Source organism: Streptomyces sp. NPDC014894 (genome assembly GCF_043080985.1).
GTDB lineage: Bacteria > Actinomycetota > Actinomycetes > Streptomycetales > Streptomycetaceae > Streptomyces.
The window spans coordinates 1-19,735 of the sequence record NZ_JBIBWD010000027.1 but is presented as its reverse complement, the minus strand read 5'-3'; the positions used below and the strand labels follow the sequence as shown (position 1 = coordinate 19,735).

The following is a 19,735-nucleotide window of genomic DNA, read 5'->3' as shown; positions in this document are numbered from 1 at the left end:
CTCGCGCGGAGCAGGTGGAAGTGCAAGTGGAAGTGGAAGTGAGGGTGGAAATCGGAGCGGCTCGGCGGGAGCGCGCCGGGTCCGGGCCTCACGGCCCGGGCCCGGTATCGGCCCCGGCCCGGGTCAGGAGAGTCCCAGCTCCTCATCGAGGAGATCGAAGATCTCGTCCGCCGTCGCGGACTGGATTTCCCGCTCGCCGGCCGCGCTGTCCTGTGCACTGTGCGTTTCATTCCACTTCGCCAGAAGGTCGCGCAGCCGGGCGGTGATGCCCGCGCGGTCCACGTCGTCGGGGCCGACGGCCGCGAGCATGGTTTCGAGCTTGTCGAGTTCGGTGTGGACGGGCCGGCGGGCCGTATCGTCCTGGCCGAGCCGTTCGCCCAGGTAGGAGGCGAGCGCGGCGGGCGAGGGATAGTCGAAGATCAGCGTGACGGGCAGCCGGAGCCCGGCGCTCGCCGTGAGCCGGTTGCGCAGATCGACCGCCGTCAGCGAGTCGAAGCCCAGGTCGAGGAAGCCCCGCCCGGCGTCGACGTCGTCCGGTCCCTGATAGCCGAGTACGGCCGCGACCTGGGTGCGGACCAGTTCCGTGACGGCCTGTTCGCGCTCGGCGGGGCTGAGGCCCGCCAGACTTTCGGCCAGGGAGCCGGCGGTCCGCGCGCCGGAGTGCGCTCCGCCGCGGGTTCCGGATTCGGCGGCCCGGCGTACGGGCGTACGGACGATTCCGCGCAGCAGCGGCGGGAGGGTGCCGTCCGCGGCCTGGGCGCGCAGGGCGGCCGGTTCGATCCTCATGGGCGCGAGGACGGCCTCGTCCAGCGCGTGGGAGGCGTCGAACAGGGCCAGTCCCTCGTCGGGTGCGAGGCCGGCCACTCCGGAGCGGGCCATCCTGCTCAGGTCGGCGTCGGCGAGCGCGCCCGCCATGCCGTCCTCGGTGGCCCACAGGCCCCAGGCCAGCGACTGGCCGGGGAGCCCCATGGCCCGCCGGTGCTGGGCGAGGGCGTCCAGGAAGGCGTTGGCCGCCGCGTAGTTGCCCTGGCCCGGCGCGCCGAAGCCGGCGGCGACGGACGAGAAGAGCACGAAGGCGGAGAGCGGCAGGTCCCCGGTGAGCCGGTGGAGGTTCCAGGCGGCGTCGAGCTTGGGGCGCAGGACGGTGTCGAGGCGTTCGGGGGTGAGGGATTCGAGGATGCCGTCGTCGAGGACTCCGGCGGTGTGCACGACGGCGGTCAGCGGACGGTCCTCGGGGACGGCGGCGAGTACGGCCTCCAGCGCGTCCCGGTCGGCCGCGTCACACGCCGCCCAGGTCACCCGGGCCCCCGACTCACCCAGCTCACGCGCCAGTTCGGCCGCGCCCGGAGCCCGCTCGCCACGACGGCTCAGCAGCAGTACGTTCCGCACCCCGCGCTCAGCGACCAGATGACGCGCCACCAGCCCGCCCAGCGTCCCGCTCGCACCCGTGACCAGCACCGTGCCGTCCACGCCGTACGGCGATACGGGTGAGGCGTCCGAGCCCTCCGAGCTGGCCGATCCGTCCGAGGCGGGGGCGGACTCCGGCTCCGTACGGGCGACGCGGCGCAGCCGGAAGACGTGGGCCTCGCCGGACCGCAGCGCGAACTGGGGCTCGTCGGTCGCCAGCGCGGCGGCCAGCGCCCCGAAGGAGGACTCGGCGCCGTCGGTGTCGGCGAGCACGAACCGGCCGGGGTTCTCGGACTGGGCGGAGCGCACCAGGCCCCATACGGGGGCGAGGGCCGGATCCGTGAGCCGTTCGCCCGGGGCGGCCGCGACCGCGCCCCGGGTGAGGAGGACGAGGCGTGAGCCGTCGAGCCGTTCGTCCGCCAGCCATTCCTGGAGGAGGGCGAGGGCGTGGTGGGCGGCGGCCCTGGCGGTGGCGGGCAGATCGGCGCCGGGGTCGGCGGGCCGCGCGAGGCCGTCGAGGAAGACGACGTCGGGCGCGGACGCCCCGGCCGTCAGCGCGTCGCGGAGGGCGGTGAGGTCCGGGTACGCGGCGAGCCGCTCACCGGCGATCCGCAGGTCCGGCGCGTCCTCGCCGAGCACCGCCCAGCGCTCGCCGGACGGGACGCTTCCGGGGGCGAGCGGTGTTCTGGTCCACTCCACGCCGAACAGGGACTCGTGGTGGGCGGATCGGCCGTCGTCGAACCGCTGGGCCGAGAGCGGGCGCAGCACGAGGGAGCCGACGGTGGCCACCGGGGCTCCGGTGGAGTCGGCCGCCTCCAGGGTCACTCCCCCGGAGTCGGCGGCGGTGAGCCGGACGCGTATCCGGTCCGCGCCGGACGCGTGGAGCCGTACGCCGGTCCAGGCGAAGGGCAGCCTGGCTCCTTCGGCGGGTGTGTCGCCGGGCGCTCCGAGGCCGATGGCGTGGAGGGCGGCGTCGAGCAGGGCGGGGTGGACTCCGTAGGCGGCGGCCTCGCTCGCGTGCTCCTCGTCGAGGGCGATCTCGGCGAAGAGTTCGCCGTCGCGCCGCCAGGCGGCTCGCAGGCCCTGGAACGCCGGTCCGTAGTCGAGTCCGGCGGCCGCCGCGCCCGGGTAGAAGGCGTCGGTGGACACCGGTTCGGCTCCGGCCGGGGGCCATTCCGAGAGGTCGAAGGCGGGGGCGGGGGCGGGGGCCGTCGGCGCGAGGACGCCGGCGGCGTGTCGCGTCCACGGTTCGCCGGCCGGGGCGTCCGCGCGGCGGGAGTGCAGGGTCAGGGTGCGCCGTCCGGTGTCGTCGGCGGCCGCCACGGCCAGCTGGAGCTGGACGGAGCCCTTCGCGGGCAGGGTGAGCGGCGACTCGATGGTCAGTTCCTCGACCGTGTCGCAGCCGCATTCCCCGCCCGCCCGCAGCGCCAGCTCGACGAAGGCGGTGCCGGGCAGCACCACGGTGTCCATGACGGTGTGGTCGGCCAGCCAGGGGTGGGTGGTGAGAGCGAGGCGTCCGGTGAGGACCAGTCCGTCGGAGGCGGGCAGGGCGACGGTCGCGCCCAGCAGCGGGTGGTCGGCGGTCTCCAGCCCCGCCGCCGCCACGTCCTCGGCCGACAGGCCGACGTCGAGCCAGTAGCGCTTGCGCTGGAAGGCGTAGGTGGGCAGCTCCACCGGCCGGGCGCCGGCGAAGTACGCGTTCCAGTCGACGGCGGTGCCGAGGGTGTGCGCGTGGGCGAGCGCGGCGGTGACGGTCTCGGCCTCGGGCCTGTCGTTCCTCAGCACCGGCAGGAACACGGCGCCGTCCTCGGCGACGCACTCCTGCGCGAGGGCGGAGAGGATTCCGTCCGGGCCGAGTTCCAGGTACGAGGTGACCCCGGCGGCTTCGAGAGCGCGTACGCCGTCCAGAAAGCGGACGCCCTCGCGGACGTGCCGGACCCAGAAGTCTGCGTTCGACATCTCGTCGGTGACGATCGCGCCGCTCAGATTCGAGACGACGGGGACGGCCGGCTCGGCGTACGTGAGTCCCTCGGCGACCTTGCGGAAGTCGGCGAGCATGCCGTCCATGTGCGGCGAGTGGAACGCGTGGCTCACCGTGAGCCGCTTGGTCTTGCGGTCGGTGAAGTGGGCGACGACCGCCAGGGCCGCGTCCTCGTCGCCCGCGACGACGACCGATCGCGGACCGTTGACGGCGGCGACGCTGACCCGCTCGGTCAGCAGCGGAAGGACTTCCTCCTCGGACGCCTGGACCGCGATCATCACCCCGCCGGTCGGGAGGGCCTGCATCAGACGGCCTCGGGCGGCCACCAGTTCGCAGGCGTCCTGGAGGGAGAACACCCCGGCCACGTGCGCGGCCGCGATCTCGCCGATGGAGTGGCCGGAGAGCAGGTCGGGGCGTACGCCCCAGCTCTCCAGCAGCCGGAAGAGGGCCACCTCGACGGCGAACAGCGCGGGCTGGGTGAAGCGGGTCTCGTCCAGGGGCGCGCCGTCGGACGCGAACAGCAGGGCCTTCAGGGGCTGGTCGAGATGCCGGTCCAGCTCCGCGCAGACCTCGTCCAGGGCGGTGGCGAAGGCGGGATACGCCTCGTACAGCCCACGGCCCATGCCGGGTCGCTGGCTGCCCTGGCCGGTGAAGAGGAACGCCGTCCGGCTGTCGCGGGCGGTCCCGCGCAGCAGTCCGGGCGTGTCCTCGCCGCGCGCGAGGGCGTCCAGGCCGCGCAGCAGATCCGTACGGTCCCCGGCGATCAGCGCGGCGCGCTGGTCCAGGGCCGAGCGGGTGGTGGCGAGGGAGAGACCGAGGTCGGCGAGGCTCAGGGCCGGGTCGGCGTGGACATGGGCGTGGAGGCGGCGGGCCTGGGCGCGCAGCGCGTCCTCGCCCCGGGCCGATACGACCAGGGGGACGACGGGCTGTACGGGCGACGGCTCGGCGGTCGCGGGGGCCTGCGGCTCGGCGCCGACGGGCCCGGGCTCGGCGGCCGCAGGGGCCTGTGGCTGGGCGGTCGACGGGGCGGGGCCGGGCGTCGCCGGTGCCGGGGCCTGTTCGAGGATGGCGTGCGCGTTGGTGCCGGAGATGCCGAACGAGGAGACGCCGGCCCGGCGCGGGCGGCCGGCCTCCGGCCACGGCGTGGCCTCGGTGAGCAGCGACACCGCGCCCGCCGACCAGTCGACGTGCGGGGTCGGCTCGTCCACGTGCAGGGTCTTCGGGAGCACCCCGTGCCGCATCGACAGCACCATCTTGATGACGCCCGCGACACCCGACGCGGCCTGGGTGTGGCCGAGGTTGGACTTCACCGAGCCGAGCAGCAGCGGACGCTCGTCGGCGCGCTCCCGGCCGTAGGTGGCGAGGAGCGCCTGTGCCTCGATCGGGTCGCCGAGCCTCGTGCCCGTGCCGTGCGCCTCCACCGCGTCCACGTCGGCGGCGGACAGACCGGCGCCCGCGAGCGCCTGACGGATCACCCGCTGCTGCGACGGACCGTTCGGAGCCGTCAGACCATTGGACGCACCGTCCTGGTTGACGGCCGAGCCGCGGACGACGGCCAGGACCTGGTGGCCGTTCCTGCGGGCGTCGGAGAGCCGCTCCAGCAGGAGCATGCCCGCGCCCTCGCCCCAGCCGGTGCCGTCGGCGGCGGCCGCGAAGGACTTGCAGCGTCCGTCGGCGGCGAGCCCGCGCTGACGGCTGAACTCGATGAAGGTGCCGGGCGTGAACATCACGGTGACTCCGCCCGCGAGCGCCAGCGAGCACTCGCCGTTGCGGAGCGCCTGGGCGGCGAGGTGCAGGGCGACCAGCGACGACGAACAGGCGGTGTCGACGGTGACCGCCGGTCCTTCGAGACCGAAGGTGTAGGCGACCCGGCCCGACACGATGCTGCTGGAGCTGCCGGTGCCGAGATAGCCCTCGACCCCGTCGGGCACGGCGCGCAGCCGTGCGCCGTAGTCGTGGTACATGACTCCGGCGAAGACGCCGGTGCGGCTGCCGCGCACGGACGCCGGGTCGATCCCGGCCCGCTCGAACGCCTCCCACGAGGTCTCCAGGAGCAGCCGCTGCTGCGGGTCCATCGCGAGCGCCTCGCGCGGCGAGATCCCGAAGAAGTCGGCGTCGAACTCGGCCGCGTCGTGCAGGAAGCCGCCCTCGCGGGCGTAGCTGGTGCCCTGGCTCTCCGGGTCGGGGTCGTACAGCGCCTCGGTGTCCCAGCCCCGGTTCTCCGGGAGCCGGGTGATGCCGTCCTCGCCCGCCGTCAGGAGCCGCCACAGATCCTCGGGGGTGCGGACGCCGCCCGGATAGCGGCAGCTCATCGCGACGATCGCGATGGGCTCGTCGGCCGGGGCGGCCGCCGACGACTCGGTCACGGCGGCCGGGGCGTCGTCGCCGACCAGTTCGGCGCGCAGATGCCGGGCGAGGACGGTGGGGTCCGGATAGTCGAAGATGAGGGTCGCGGGCAGCCGCAGCGCGGTGGCGGCGTTCAGCCGGTTGCGCAGCTCGACGGCGGTCAGCGAGTCGAAGCCCAGCTCCTTGAACGCCCGGCCCGACTCGACCGCGCCGGGCCCCGCGTGTCCGAGGACGGCCGCGACCTGGGCACGGACCAGATCGAGCAGGGTCCGGTCCTGTTCGGCGGGGGCGAGGCCGGCCAGCCGGCCGCGCAGCTCGGTGGTGGCCGCGCCGGCGGCGGCCGAGGCGTCGACGGTCCGCCGGGCCACGCCCCGGACGAGTCCCCGCAGCAGCGGTGCGAGGGCGCCGGTCGCGGCCTGGGCGCGCAGGGCCTCGGTGTCGATCCGCATGAGGGCGGGGGCGGCCTCGTCCAGTCCGACGGCGATGTCGAACAGTTCGAGGCCCTCGGCGGCGGTCAGCGGCGGCAGCCCGGCCCGGCGCATGCGGTTGACGTCGGCCGCGTCCAGCGCTCCGGCCATGCCGTCGGCGACGGACCACAGGCCCCAGGCCGTCGCGGTCGCGGGGAGACCGCGGGCGCGGCGGTGCTGGGCGAGGGCGTCCAGGAAGGAGTTGGCGGCCGCGTAGTTGCCCTGCCCCGGACCGCCGAAGACGCCGGAGGTGGAGGAGAACAGGACGAACGCCGAGAGGTCCAGCTCCCGCGTGAGTTCATGGAGATGGAGGGCGGCGTCGACCTTCGGGCGCAGCACGGTGGAGAGCCGCTCGGCGGTCAGGGAGGTGACGATCCCGTCGTCGAGGACGCCCGCGGTGTGGACGACGGCGGTCAGCGGGTGCTCGGCGGGAATCGCCGCGAGTACGGCGGCGAGCGCGTCCCGGTCGGCCACGTCGCAGGCCGCCCAGACGGCGTGCGCGCCCGACTCGGCCAGTTCGGCGACGAGTTCGGCCGCGCCCGGGGCGTCCGCGCCGCGCCGAGCGACGAGGAGCAGGCGCTCCACGCCGTGCTCGGCGACGAGGTGCCGGGCGATGAGACCGCCGAGCGCGCCGGTCGCACCGGTGATCAGTACGGTGCCGCCGGGCCCGAAGGCGGGGACGCGGCGGGAGCGGCCCAGGGCCTGGGCCCGCTGCTGATCCCGGCCCGCGCTCTGGTCCCGGTGCCCGCTCTCGTCCTTGTTCTCGTCCTTGTTCTCGTCCTTCTTCTTGTCCTGGTCCTGGTCCGTCCTGGTCTCGATCCGGGCCAGGCGCGGTACGAGGACAGCGCCGGCCCGCAGCGCGAACCGCTCCTCGTCCGAGGTGAGCGCGGCCCGCAGGGCCTGACCGGTCCGGTCGGCGCTTTCGGTGTCGGCGGCGGGGCCGAGGTCGGCGAGCGCGATCCGGCCGGGGTTCTCGGTCTGCGCGGACCGCAGGAGACCCCATACGGCGGCCGCGGCCAGATCGCTCACATCGCCGTCCGGTCCGGCGGCGGTCGCGCCCCGGGTGACGAGCACCAGCCGGGAGGCGGCGAACCGTTCGTCGGAGAGCCAGCTCTGGACGAGCGCGAGCGCCTGGTGCGCGGTGCTGTGCACCGCCCGAGCGGCGTCCGAAGGGCTCGCGCCTTCGGACGGGACGCCCGTCCCGGCCGGGAGGGTCCCGCCGGGCGCGAGGGCGACGAAGACCTCGTCCGGTGCGGCGGTCCCGGCGTCGAGAGCCGTGGCCAGGGCCGCGAGATCCGGGTAGCGGTCGGCGGCGAGGCCGAGACCGCCGGGGTCCCCGTCCCCGACGACGGCGTACCGGATCTCCGGCGCACCGGCCGGAGATCCGAGCCCGGGCAGCTCGGTCCACCGCTGGCGGAAGACGGACTCGTGGTACGTGGCGCGCGCCGCTCGGAGCTGGTCGGCGGTGACCGGGCGCAGGCCGAGGGATTCGACGGCGGCGACGGGTGCGCCCGAGGCGTCCGCGATCTCCAGGCGGACGCCTTCGGCGCCGGCCGGGATCAGCCGGACGCGCAGGGCGGAGGCCCCTCCGGCGTGCAGCGAGACTCCGGTCCAGGCGAACGGCAGCCGTCCCCGGCCGTCGTCCGCGCCGACGCCGCCGAGACCGATGGCGTGCAGCGCCGCGTCGAGCAGGGCCGGGTGCAGACCGAATCGCCGGGCCTCGTCCTCGGCGCCCTCGGGCAGCCTGACCTCGGCGTAGATCTCGCCGTCGCGCTGCCAGGCGGTGTGCAGGCCCCGGAAGGTGGGCCCGTAGGCGAAGCCGATGCCGTCGAGGTCGTCGTAGCGTCCGTCGAGACCGATCGGGTCGGCGTCGGCGGGCGGCCAGGCCGTCAGGTCGAAGTCGGCCGGGGGCCGGCCTCCTTCGGCGAGCACCCCGCTGGCGTGACGGGTCCACGGCTCTTCGGCCGGCTGTCCCTCGGGCCGGGAGTGCAGGGCGAGCGGACGCCGTCCGGCCTCGTCGACAGCGCCCGCCCAGACGCGCAGCTGCACTCCGCCGTGCTCGGGCAGCACGAGCGGCGCTTCGAGGGTCAGTTCCTCCAGATAGTCGCAGCCGAGCTGATCGCCGGCGCGGGTGGCGAGTTCGACGAACGCCGTGCCGGGGAGCAGGACGCTGCCCAGGACGGCGTGGTCGGCGAGCCAGGGGTGGGTGGCGAGCGCGAGCCGCCCGGCGAACACCATGCCGTCGGACTCGGGCAGCGCGACACCGGCGCTGAGCAGCGGGTGCGCGGTGTCGTCGAGGCCGATCGCCTCGACGTCGCCGAGGTAGAAGGAGGAGATGGCGGGCCAGTGGCGCGTGCGCTGGAAGGCGTACGTCGGCAGCTCCACGCGCCGTGCCCCGGTGCCGGCGTAGAACGCCTCCCAGTCGACGGCGACCCCGTGCACCTGCGCACGGGCGAGCGCGGCGGCGACCGTCTCGGCCTCCGGGCGGCCGGCGCGGAGTACGGGGATGAAGACTCCGGCCTCGGTGACGCACTCCTGGGCGAGGGCGGAGAGGATCCCGTCCGGGCCGAGTTCGACGTACGAGGTGACCCCGGCGGCCTCCAGGGCGCGCACGCCGTCCAGGAAGCGGACGGCCTCGCGGACATGGCGGACCCAGAAGCCGGGCGAGGTCATCTCGTCGGTGACCAGCGTGCCGGTCAGGTTGGAGACGACCGGGATGGACGGGGCCTGGTACGAGAGACCCTCGGCGACCTCGCGGAAGGCGTCGAGCATGCCGTCCATGTGGGGCGAGTGGAAGGCGTGGCTCACGGTCAGGCGCTTGGTCTTGCGCTCGGCGAAGTGGGCGACGACCGCCAGGGCCGCGTCCTCGTCGCCCGCGATGACGACCGACTGCGGGCCGTTGACCGCTGCGATGCTCACCCGGTCGGTGAGGTGAGGCAGCACCTCGTCCTCCGACGCCTGAACAGCGATCATCACGCCACCGGTCGGCAGCGCCTGCATCAGGCGGCCGCGCGCGGCGACCAGCGTGCAGGCGTCCTGGAGAGAAAGCACCCCGGCGACATGCGCGGCCGCGATCTCACCGATGGAGTGACCCGCCACGAAGTCCGGTCGCACGCCCCAGGCTTCGAGGAGCCGGAACAGCGCCACCTCGACCGCGAACAGCGCCGGCTGGGTGTAGGCGGTCTCGTCGAGAGCACCGCTCTCGGAAGAGAACAGCGCTTGCTTCAGCGGCATGTCGAGATCCGCGTCCAGATGCGCGCAGACCGCGTCCAGCGCGTCGGCGAAGACCGGATACGCCTCGTACAGCTCGGCGCCCATCCCCGGCCGCTGACTCCCCTGGCCCGTGAACAGGAACGCCAGCTTCCCGGCGACGGGCGCGCCTTCGATCACGCCGGCGGTGGAGCCGCCCTCGGCGAGGGTCGTCAGACCGGCGAGCAGGGTCTCCCGGCCGGCGGCGACCACGGCGGCCCGGTGCTCGAACGCCGAGCGGCCGACGGCCAGGGAGAGCCCCAGGTCGGCGGGGCTCAGCTCGGGGTGCGCCGTCGCGTGGGCGTGGAGGCGGCGGGCCTGGTCGCGCAGGGCCTCGGGGTCCTTGGCGGAGAGCAGCCAGGGAAGCGCGCCCCCGGCCCGCTCCGGAGCCTCGGGGCCGGAAGACGGCTCGGGCTCGGGGGCCTGCTCGATGATGGTATGGGCGTTGGTGCCCGAGATGCCGAAGGACGAGACGCCGGCCCGGCGCGGACGCCCGGTCTCCGGCCACTCCACAGGCTCGGTCAGCAGCGCGATGTCGCCCGCCGTCCAGTCCACGTGCGGGGTCGGCTCGTCCACGTGCAGGGTCGGCGGCAGCACTCCGTGCCGCATCGCCAGCACCATCTTCATCAGACCGGCGACACCGGCCGCCGCCTGGGTGTGCCCGATGTTGGACTTGATGGAGCCCAGCAGCAGCGGCTGATCGGCGGGACGGTCCTGGCCGTACGTCGCGAGGAGCGCCTGGGCCTCGATCGGGTCGCCGAGCCTCGTGCCCGTACCGTGCGCCTCCACCGCGTCCACATCGGTCGCCGCGAGCCCGGCGCCCGCCAGCGCCTGACGGATCACCCGCTGCTGCGACGGACCGTTGGGGGCGGTGAGTCCGTTGGACGCGCCGTCCTGGTTGACCGCCGAGCCGCGCACCACGGCGAGGACCGGGTGGCCGTTGCGGCGCGCGTCCGAGAGCCGCTCCACGAGCAGCATGCCGACGCCCTCGCCCCAGCCCGTACCGTCCGCACCTGCGGCGAACGCCTTGATCCGGCCGTCCTCCGCGAGACCGCGCTGACGGCTGAAGTCGATGAAGGAGGCAGGCGTGGACATGACGGTCACACCGCCCGCGAGCGCCATGGTGCACTCGCCCTGGCGCAGGGCCTGGATCGCCCAGTGCAGGGCGACCAGCGACGACGAGCAGGCGGTGTCGACGGTGACCGCCGGGCCCTCCAGGCCGAGGACGTAGCTGATGCGGCCGGAGACGACGCTCGCCGCGTTGCCGGTGCCGAGGAAGCCCTCGACGCCGTCGGGGGCGGCGAGGATGACGTTGAGATAGTCCTGCCCGTTGGTGCCGGTGAAGACGCCGACGCGCTCGCCGCGCACGGCGGCCGGGTCGATGCCGGCCCGCTCGAACGCCTCCCAGGAGGTCTCCAGGAGCAGCCGCTGCTGCGGGTCCATGGCCAGCGCCTCGCGCGGCGAGATCCCGAAGAACGCGGGGTCGAAGTCGGTGGCGTCGGCGAGGAAGCCGCCTTCGCGGACATAGCTGGTGTTGTCGGCGGCGGCCTCGGGGTCGTACAGCCCGTCCAGGTCCCATCCCCGGTCGGCGGGGAAGCCGGTGATCGCGTCCCGGCCGTTGACGAGGAGCTGCCAGAGGTCTTCCGGGCTCTCCACCCCGCCGGGGAAGCGGCAGCTCATCGCCACGATCGCGATGGGGTCGTCGGCGGCGGCCGGATCGCCCGCCGAGGGGGTGCGCGAGGCCGCGCCGACCGCGTCCGCGCCGAGCAGTTCGTCCTGGAGGAAGGCGGCCAGGGCGAGGGAGTTGGGGTAGTCGAAGATCAGGGTGGCCGGGAGCGGCAGACCGGTCCGGGCGGTGAGGAGATTGCGGATCTCCACGGCGGTCAGCGAGTCGAAGCCGAGGTCCCGGAAGGCGCTGCCGGGGTCGACCGACGCCGGTCCGCCGTGGCCGAGCACCACGGCGACCTGGGTGCGCACGAACTCCAGCGCGAGCCGGTCGCGGTCGCCCGCCGGGGCCTCGGCCAGCTGCCCGGCGAAGGTGTCGGCGGCCCCGGCGAGGACGACGACGGCGGCGGTCTCCTTCGCCGAGTCGAGCGCGTGGACGGCTTCGGGGAGGTCGGCGATGAGCGGGCAGGGGCGTACGGCGCTGAGGCCCGGGGCCAGCCGCGCCCAGTCGATGTCGGCGACGACGGACGCGGTCTCGTCCAGAGCCAGCGCCAGGTGCAGCGCGGAAAGGGCCTGGTCGGGCGCGAGGGCGGGCAGCCCGGCGTGCCGGAGGCGCTCGGCGACGAGCCCGTCGGTGGCCATGCCGCCGTCGGCCCAGGCGCCCCAGGAGATCACGGTGGCGGGCAGTCCGTCGGCGCGGCGCTGCTCGGCGAGGGCGTCCAGATGGGCGTTGGCGGCCGCGTAGTTGGCCTGCCCGGCCGCGCCGAAGACGGCGGCGACGGACGAGAAGAGGACGAAGGCGTCCAGGTCCAGGCCGCGGGTCAGCTCGTGCAGGATGTGCGCCGCGTACGCCTTGGGGCGGAGGACCCGGGCGAGACGCTCCGGGCTCTGCGCGTCCAGCACGCCGTCGTCGAGGACGCCCGCGGCGTGGACGACGGCGGTCAGCGGGTGTTCGGCCGGGACGGAGGCGAGGAGCGCGGCGACCGCGTCGCGGTCGGCGACGTCGCAGGCCGCGAAGGTGACCTCGGCGCCCAGCTCGCGCAGTTCGGCGGCGAGTTCGTCCGTGCCTTCGGCGTCCGGGCCGCTTCTGCTGACCAGCAGCAGCCGGGGGACTCCGGCCCGGGCGAGCCGGCGGGCGAGGTGCCGGCCGAGCGCTCCGGTGCCGCCGGTGACCAGCGCGGTGCCGGTGGTGGTCCACTCGGTGTCGGGGCGCTGCTCGCGCGGGGCGCGGACGAGCCTGCGGACGAAGACGCCGTTGGAGCGGATGGCGAGCTGGTCCTCGGACCCGAGGCCGCCGAGGATGTCGGCGAGCCGTGCGGCGGCCCGCTCGTCGGGGCTCGGCGGCAGGTCGACGAGGCCGCCCCAGCGGTCGGGGAGTTCGAGGGCGGCGGTGCGGCCGAGGCCCCAGACCTGCGCCTGGGTGACGCTGGTGAGCCGGTCGGAGCGGCAGGTGGAGACCGCGCCCCGGGTGGCGGACCACAGCGGCGCGGTCACACCTGCGTCGCCGAGCGCCTGGACGAGGGCGGTGGTCGCGGCGAGCCCGGCGGCCGGCGCCTGGTCCCCCGCGTGGGGCCGCTCGTCCAGCGCGAGCAGGGAGAGCACTCCGGCGAGGGCTCCCGCGGGCAGGTCACCGGGCACGTCGTCGGACGTGCCCGCAGGCGCTTCGAGGTCCGCCAGGGTCTCGGAGATCCGCAGGGCGGTGGCGGCCCGGTCGCTGTGGGCCGCGTCGAGCACAAGGGTGCGTACGGTGACGCCGCGCCCGGTCAGGGCCCGCTCGGCGGCCACGGCCCAGGGCTCGCCGGCGTGCGCCTCGGGCACGACCAGCAGCCAGGCGCCCGCGAGGGGCGCGGGGGCGGTGTCCGTGAGCGGCTTCCAGCTGATCCGGTACCGCCAGCCGTCGACGGTGTCCCGGTCGCGGTTGCGGCGGTGCCAGGCGGAGAGCGCGGGCAGCACGCTGCTCAGCGGCTGCTCCCCGTCGACGCCGAGCGTCTCGGCGAGCGCCGCCAGGTCCTCGCTGTCGACGACCTCCCAGAACCTGGCGTCCGTCGCGCTGAGTTCGCCGCCCTCGGCCGGTCCCGTCAGATCGGTGAACGGATCGCGGGGCCAGTACAGCTCGCGCTGGAAGGCGTACGTGGGCAGCTCGACGCGGCGGGCCCCGGCGCCGGCGAATCGGGCCTGCCAGTCCGGGGAGTGGCCGCGGACATGGGCGCCCGCGACGGCCGCGTTCAGCGACCGGCTCTCGGAGCGGCCGGCGCGCAGCGCGGGGAGGAAGGCCGCGGCGCGGGGGCCGGTGGCGGTCAGGCACTCCTGGCCGAGGGCGGAGAGAACGCCGCCGGGGCCGAGTTCCATGTACGAGGTGACGCCCCGGCTCTCCAGCCAGCGGACGCCGTCCAGGAAGCGGACGGCCTCGCGGACGTGCCGGACCCAGAAGTCGGGCGACGACATCTCGTCGGTGACGAGCGCGCCGGTGAGGTTGGAGACCACCGGGATGCGGGGCGTCTCGTACGAGAGACCCTCGGCGACCTCGCGGAAGGCGTCGAGCATGCCGTCCATGTGGGGCGAGTGGAACGCGTGGCTGACCGTCAGACGCTTGGACTTGCGGTCCGCGAAGTGGTCGAGGACCGCGAGGGCGGCGTCCTCGTCACCGGCGATGACGACCGACCGGGGGCCGTTGATCGCGGCGATGCTCACCCGATCGGTCAGCAGCGGAAGGATCTCCTCCTCGGCGGCCTGGAGCGCGATCATCACGCCACCGGTAGGCAGCGCCTGCATCAGACGGCCACGCGCGGCGACCAGCGTGCAGGCGTCCTGGAGAGAAAACACACCGGCGACATGTGCGGCCGCGATCTCACCGATCGAATGACCGGACAGAAAGTCGGGCCGTACACCCCACGCTTCGAGGAGCCGGAAGAGGGCGACCTCGATCGCGAACAGCGCGGGCTGGGTGTAGGCGGTCTCGTCGAGAGCACCGCTCTCGGAAGAGAACAGCGCTTCCTTCAACGGCAGATCGAAACCGGCGCACACCTCGTCCAGCGCAGCCGCGAAAACGGGATACGCCTCGTACAGCTCGGCACCCATCCCCGCCCGCTGGCTGCCCTGACCGGTGAACAGGAACGCCAGCTTCCCCCCGGTGGCGCTGCCTTCGACCACATCCGCGTCGGTGAGCCCCTCCGCCAGCGCGGCGAGCCCGGCGAGCAGGCTGTCGCGGCTGTCGGCGACGACCGCGGCGCGGCGGTCCAGGGCGGCGCGGGTGAGGGCCTGGGAGAAGGCGAGGTCGGCGGTGCCGAGTTCGGGGTGGGCGGTGACATGGGTGTGCAGCGCGGCGGCCTGGGCGCGCAGGGCGGCCTCGGTCCTGCCGGAGAGGACGACGGGCAGAGGCGCCCGCCCGGCCTCGGCCGCCCCGGCTGCGCCTGCCTCGGAATCGGCTCCGGCTCCGGCTCCGGCGGGCCGATCGGCGGCCGTGTCGAGCGCCGCTTCGGGAGCCGCCTCCAGGATGATGTGGGCGTTGGTGCCGCTCATGCCGAACGACGAGACGCCGATACGGCGCGGCTGGTCGCCCCGGGGCCAGGGCCGCGCCTCGGTGAGCAGCGACACCTCGCCCGCCGACCAGTCCACGTGCGGGGTCGGCTCGTCCACGTGCAGGGTGCGCGGGAGGACGCCGTGGCGCATCGCCATGACGCTCTTGATGACACCGGCGACACCGGCGGCGGCCTGGGCGTGGCCGATGTTGGTCTTGAGCGAGCCCAGCCACAGCGGCCGGCCGTCGGGGCGGTCCTGGCCGTAGGTGGCGATGACGGCCTGCGCCTCGATGGGGTCGCCGAGCCCGGTGCCGGTGCCGTGCGCCTCGACGGCGTCGATCTGGGCGGGGGTGAGCCGGGCGTTGGACAGCGCCTGAAGGATGACCCGCTGCTGGGAGGGGCCGTTGGGCGCGGTGAGTCCGTTGGACGCGCCGTCCTGGTTCACCGCCGTGCCCCGGACGACCGCGAGGACCGGGTGGCCCTTGCGGCGGGCGTCGGAGAGCCGCTCGACCAGCAGGATGCCCACGCCCTCGGCGAGGCTGAAGCCGTCGGCGTCCGGCGAGAACGCCTTGCAGCGGCCGTCGGTGGCGAGTCCGCGCTGCTTGCTGTAGTCGATGAAGGTGCCGGGCGCGGACATCAGCGTGGCCCCGCCCGCGAGCGCGAGGGAGCACTCGCCGTTGCGCAGCGCCTGTACGGCCAGGTGGAGAGCGACCGAGGAGGAGGAGCAGGCGGTGTCGACGGTGACGGCGGGGCCTTCGAGGCCGAAGGTGTAGGAGAGCCGGCCGGAGGCGACGCTCGCCGCGTTGCCGGTGCCGAGATAGCCCTCCACGTTCTCGGAGGAGCTGAGCAGGGCGGTCAGATAGTCGTGGTTGCTGGTGCCGACGAAGACGCCGACCTGCCTGCCGCGCATCGAGGTCGGGTCGATGCCCGCCCGCTCGAACGCCTCCCACGAGGTCTCCAGGAGCAGCCGCTGCTGCGGGTCCATCGCGAGCGCCTCGCGCGGCGAGATCCCGAAGAGCGTGGGGTCGAAGCGGGCGAAGTCCTGGACGAATCCGCCCTGGTCGGCGTAGCTGGTGCCGGGGTTCTCGGGGTCCGGGTGGTAGACCGTCTCCATGTCCCAGCCGCGGTCGGCGGGGAAGTGCGTGATGGCGTCGACGCCGTCGGCGACGACACGCCAGAGATCCTCGGGCGAGTTCACTCCGCCCGGGTAGCGGCAGCCCATGCCGACGATCGCGATGGGGTCCTGATTCTTCGCCTCGGCGTCGCGCAGCCGCTGACGCGTCTGATGCAGATCCGCTGTCACCAGCTTCAGGTAGTCCCGCAGCGTCTCTTCATTCGCCATTTAACGCAACCACCCATTTGCAGCAGACGGCATCGGAAAACTGTTTGCACAGAGCCGAGAATTACATCGGGTAAACAGCCATGTCACTCGCCCATCGAATTCGACTGCTCCATGTCAGGCTATGAGCCGGTCAATCCTCCCGACAACCCCTAACCGCCCCCTACGCCCCCCTGGGCGGCGGGGGCATAGCGGGCGGGACACCTCGATCGAATATCCCGGGGGGCTGACCATCCTGGCCAATCAGAGGCACGCCGTCAATAAGCGCATTCACCGAGAAATCAGTTTATGGATGCGAGGGGACGGCGAAGAAGGCGGCGAGGGCCACGGCGACGGCTGTGGCCACGGCGACGTCATCGGCCAGGCGGTGACGGCCGGCCGATGACGCCTCGGTGGTTCAGCCGCGGCCGAGTCCCTTGTTGATGAAGGCGAACAGCTCCTCGTCGCTCGCGTCCTGAAGCTGTTCGACATCGTCCAGGACCCCGTCCTGGGATCCGTCCCCGCTCCCGGCCGCGAACCCGGCGCCGTCCGCCGCGCCCGTCGCGCCCACCGCACCCGCCGGGTCGTCGCTGTCGTTCCACCTCGCCAGCAGCGACTGAAGCCGCATCGTCACCCGGGCGCGTACGACATTGTCGCCGGTGCCTCGTTCCAGTACGGCTTCGAGCCGGTCCAGCTCCTCCAGCAGCGGGGCGCCTCCCGCCGCCGCGTCGGGGACGATCTCGCCGCGCAGGAGCGCGGCGACGGCGGCCGGGGTGGGGTGGTCGAAGACCAGGCTGGCGGGGAGCTTCAGCCCGCTCACCGCGCCGAGCCGGTTGCGCAGTTCGACGGAGGTCAGCGAGTCGAAGCCCATCTCCTTGAAGGCCCGGCCGGCCTCGACCGACGAGAGGTCGGGGTGGCCGAGGACGGCGGCGACGGCGGTGCGGACCAGTTCGAGGAGGAGCCGCTCCTGCTCGACCTCGGGCAGCCCGGCGAGCTGCTGGGCGAGTGGCGCTCCCCCGGCGAGGTCGTCGGCGGACTCCCGCTCCGCGTCCTCGACGATCCGCCGGGCCTCGGGCAGTTCGAGCAGCAGCGGCCGGTCCCGGTCGGCGGTGAAGGCGAGCGTGAACCGCTTCCAGTCCATGTCGGCGACCGTCAGCGCGGTCTCGTCCCGGTCCAGGGCGTGCTGGAGCGCGGCGAGGGTCCGCTCGGGCGACATCGCGAGGATGCCGTGACGGCGCATCCGGTCGCCCGCGGCGCCTGCGTCCCCGTCCCCGCTGCCCCAGGGGCCCCAGGCCACCGAGGTCGCGGGGAGTCCGGCGGCGCGCCGGTGCTCGGCGAAGGCGTCCAGGAACGCGTTGCCCGGGGCCTGGTTGCCCTGTCCCGGCGCGCCGAAGGTGGCGGCGAAGGACGAGAAGAGGACGAACGCGGACAGATCCAGATCGCGGGTCAGCTCGTGCAGATGCCGGGTGCCGTCGACCTTGACCCGCAGCACGGCTGCCGCGCGCGCCGGAGTCAGTGTCTCGATGACTCCGTCGTCCACTGCCGCCGCCGCGTGGATCACGGCGGTGAGCGGGTGCTCGGCCGGTACGGAGGCGAGGAGTCCGGCCACCGCGTCGCGGTCGCCGACATCGCACGCGGCGACGGTGACCCGCGTGCCGAGCGCGGTCAGCTCCTCGCTGAGTTCCGCCGCGCCGGGCGCGTCCGGCCCCCGGCGGCCGGCGAGCAGCAGATGCTCCGCGCCGTTCTCCGCGAGCCAGCGCGCGACCCGCGCGCCGAGCGCACCCGTACCGCCGGTGACCAGGGTCGTACCGGTCGGCTTCCACTCCCGTACGGCCGGTGTGTCCGCGAGCCGGGCCCGCACCAGCCGCCGGCCGAAGAGCCCGGAGGCGCGCACCGCGACCTGGTCCTCGGATCCGTCGCCCGCGAGGACGCCCGCGAGGCGTTCGAGCGTACGGTCGTCGAGGTCGGCGGGGAGGTCGAGCAGTCCGCCCCAGCGGCCGCCCTGCTCCATGGAGGCGACGCGTCCGAGGCCCCAGATCAGCGCCTGCGCGGGGGCCGTGACCCGCTCGGCGCGGCCTGCGGCGACCGCGCCCCGGGTGACGCACCACAGGGGAGCGGTCACTCCGGTGTCGCCGAGCGCCTGGGACAGGGCGAGTTCGGCGGCGAAGGAGTTCTCGCCGCCGAGCGCGAGCAGCGAGAGCGCTCCGGCGGGTTCCGCCCCTGCCGTCTCGGCCGTGACCAGCGCGGCGAGCAGCTCGCGGTCGGCCGTGCCGTCGGGGACGGTGACGGTACGGATCTGGGCGCCGCGCTCGGTGAGCGTCCGCAGGACCGCGCCCGCCCACTCCTCGTCGGCCCCGGTGAGACCCTCGGGCACGACGGCCAGCCAGCTGCCCGAGAGACGGGCGGACCCGGGGTCGGCGACGCGCTTCCAGGTGACGCGGTAGCGCCAGCCGTCGACGGTGGAGTGCTCGCGGCTCTGCCGACGCCAGGAGGCGAGGCCGGGAAGGACCGTGCCGAGCGAGTCGATCTCGTCGGAGCTGCCGAGGGCGAGCGTGCCCGCCAGGTTCTCGAGGTCCTCGCGTTCGACGGCTTCCCAGAACCGGGCGTCGATCGCGTTCTCCGGCGTCTCCGCGACCTCGGACGCGGGAGCGGGCTCCGGCCAGAACCGCTGCGACTGAAAGGCGTAGGTGGGCAGGTCGACCCGGCGGGCCCCCGTCCCGGCGAACACCGAACCCCAGTCGACCGAGACACCCCGCACATACGCCTCAGCGAGCGAATGCCAGAACCGCTCCAAACCCCCCTCGCCCCGGCGCAGCGACCCCAGGACAGCCGCCTCCCGGCCCGCGTCCTCCACCGTCTCCTGCACACCGACCGCCAGCACCGGATGAGGGCTGGACTCCACGAACACGCCGAAACCCTGCTCCAGCAGCGTCCGCGTCGCGTTCTCCAGCTCCACCGTCCGCCGCAGATTCCGGAACCAGTACCCGCCGTCCAGCTCCGGACCCTCCACCCACTCCCCCGTCACCGTGGAGAGGAACGGAACCTCCGCCCGACGCGGAACAACCGGAGCCAGCAACTCCGCCAGCTCCTCACGCAACAGATCCACCTGCGCGGAGTGGGAGGCGTAGTCCACCGCGATCCGCTTCGCCCGCACCCCGTCCGCCTCACAGGAGGCCAGCAGCTCCTCCAGAGCCCCGACCTCACCCGAGACGACCACCGACGACGGCCCGTTGACGGCGGCGACCGAGATCCGCTCCTCGCCCCACGGCGCGATCAGCTCGCGTACCCGTACCGCCGGCAGAGCCACCGACACCATCCCGCCCAGGCCGGCCAGCACCCGCCCGATCGCCTGGCTGCGCAGGGCGACGACCCGGGCCGCGTCCTCCAGGGAGAGAATCCCCGCCACACAGGCGGCGGCGATCTCGCCCTGCGAGTGACCCACCACCGCACCCGGACGCACACCCGCCGCCCGCCACACCTCCGCCAGCGACACCATCACCGCGAACAGCGCCGGCTGCACCACATCCACCCGATCCAGCGACGGCGCACCCTCCGCACCCCGCAGCACATCCACCAGCGACCAGTCCGTGAACGGCTCCAGCGCCTTGGCGCACTCCCCCACCCGCGCCGCGAACTCCGGCGACGCCTCCAACAGCCCTTCGGCCATACCCACCCACTGCGAACCCTGCCCCGGGAACACGAACACCGTCTTCCCGCCCACCACCGAACCCGTCACCACACCCGACGCCAGCCCGCCCGACGCCACCGCACCCACACCCGCCAC

At 74.4% G+C, this 19,735-nt stretch carries 2 protein-coding genes; both read right to left on the bottom strand.

Features of this window, described 5'->3' with window-relative positions:
* Positions 1-123: 123 nt before the first annotated feature.
* The gene (locus ACF089_RS35125) at positions 124-15,936 is read right to left on the bottom strand and encodes a type I polyketide synthase (protein ID WP_392036064.1); all 15,813 of its coding nucleotides are present in this window, start codon (positions 15,934-15,936) and stop codon (positions 124-126) included.
* 433 nt (positions 15,937-16,369) lie between these two features.
* Positions 16,370-19,735, bottom strand: a 3,366-nt coding sequence (locus ACF089_RS35120; RefSeq protein WP_392036055.1) for an SDR family NAD(P)-dependent oxidoreductase, incomplete at its 5' end; no start/stop codon positions are given.